The sequence below is a fragment of the Reichenbachiella sp. genome, assembly GCF_039941815.1.
Classification (GTDB): Bacteria; Bacteroidota; Bacteroidia; order Cytophagales; family Cyclobacteriaceae; genus Reichenbachiella.
On sequence record NZ_JBDVDW010000036.1, the window covers coordinates 1 to 1,827 of the forward strand.

The 1,827-nt window shown below is 44.7% G+C and carries 1 protein-coding gene; it reads right to left on the reverse strand.

What is annotated here, in order from left to right; translation table 11 throughout:
* Nucleotides 1–1,592: 1,592 nt before the first annotated feature.
* Nucleotides 1,593–1,827, reverse strand: a 235-nt coding sequence (locus ABJF11_RS10395) for a hypothetical protein (RefSeq protein WP_348119783.1), incomplete at its 5' end; no start/stop codon positions are given.

The following is a 1,827-nucleotide window of genomic DNA, read 5'->3' on the forward strand; positions in this document are numbered from 1 at the left end:
TGTGCTGTTTCGTTTTGGTTTGCTTCGTCGTCTTCCTTTTCGTTTTTTCTTGTCTATCTGTTTATGTTTTGCTCCTGGTGTTCTTAATAGCGGAGTAAGTACGTTTGTTTTTTAAGTTCTTATCTCTGTTCTACACCCCTCGCGTAGCTTGCGAGCCTGCAATCTGCGAAAATCTGCGTATTCTCTTGTGTGTTTTCCTTTCTTTATTTGTTGCTTTCATGCTTGAATCGTTTTTTTTTTTCCTCTCTCTTCTACTTTTGAATTTTGATTTTTCGACTTCGTTTTGCGATTTTTTTCGAAGTCGAGTTTTTTTTTTCATCTTGTCTATTTTTCCCGGGTAGTATGCGGTTTTCTCGGTTTATGTGACGACTTGTACAGCGTACCGCATGTACCTGATACGCACGAGCGCAGACCTCACTTTTTATTTTTGTCTGAGGTGTAGATGTGCGAGGGTTATTGGAGGGTCTTCTTCCACTCGAGAGTTATTGGAGCCTGTCCTGCGACCACAGAATGCATTGCATTGTGGCGATGAGTTAATGTGAGAACAGCAACAACAGCAACAAGTAGGAGCAGTACGGTCTAAGACCAACTCTTCAGGGAAACATTTTTTTGGGCTCCAGGAACTGAGTTTTACGGCCGAAAATAAGCGTTTTACTCTGCGGAATGGTAAAAAACACCGGTAGACTCCTGAGGATGCTTCCCGGAAATTTCTGAGAGCTTTCATGAACAGATCTCCATTTTTCTAGAGTCGTAGTTTGATTTTAGGCGCAGTCAATCAATTCTCTCTGGGGGGGCAAAAATAAGATTGTTAGTCAGAACTGGGGCCAGAAATAGCAGGGATAGTCAAAAACACTGGTAGACTCCTCAGGATGCTCCCTGGAGTGTCCCGAGAGCCTTTATGAACAGTTTTCTGTTTTTCCAGAGTCTTCGTTTGATTTTAGGCGCAGCCAATCAGTTTCTCTCGGGGATAAAAAAAAGGTTGCTTGTCAGAACTGGGGCCAGAAATCCTAGATCTTTGATGAAAAATCTTACTGTCCTCAGAACTGTTAAAATGGACGAACAGTCAAACTACGACTCTGGAGAATCGGAAACTGCTAAAACAAACTCTCAGCAAACAAAGAGGAGCACCATGAAGAGTCTACTGGTGTTTTTGACCGTCCTGCCGAGTAAATCGCGGGTTTTCGGCAAGAAAAAACAGTTCTTAGAGCCCTTAAACAAATCCCATAATAGTTGGTCTAACCCAGGGAAAACATTTAAGAAATTTAAAGAGCTGTGGCCAATATCAGGTTCACTTGATCATTGGGCCAAAACCAGGTAGTACTAAAACCAAGTAAAAAAGGCGCGCCACGAGCGGTATTCTAGTCCATGATAATTCATGAGCTATTTCTGTTCTTTTGAGCCTAACCATTAAGCGTGTGGCCTCCAAAATCTGTACCAGGTATTGTTTTGTTTTCGTTAGGATACGGGTACCACACTTGGACCTGCAGAGGGCATCAGGCTTCGTTTGTTTCGCCATGGCGGGAGCGCCAATAGTATTTATTCTGCCCCCCCCCATATATTGTATTGCTGGTATATATACAGTAAAGTATATCCTATTCCTCATCAACGTTCCATCCCCAGGTCATTGGTCGCATTCCTCCGGCTTCTTCCTCCCTTCCCCTAGCGGCCTGGCGGTCCCTCAGGGCTAGTTTGTACATATGTACTCGGCGCGAAATCGCGACCTGGGTGGTCACCGAGATGATCTGGAAGAGGCGTTCTTTGCAGACGCCCTTCCGCGCCAGGGACGCTCCGTCCGTCCCTCCAACTATGCTTGTCGCCAACTGATCC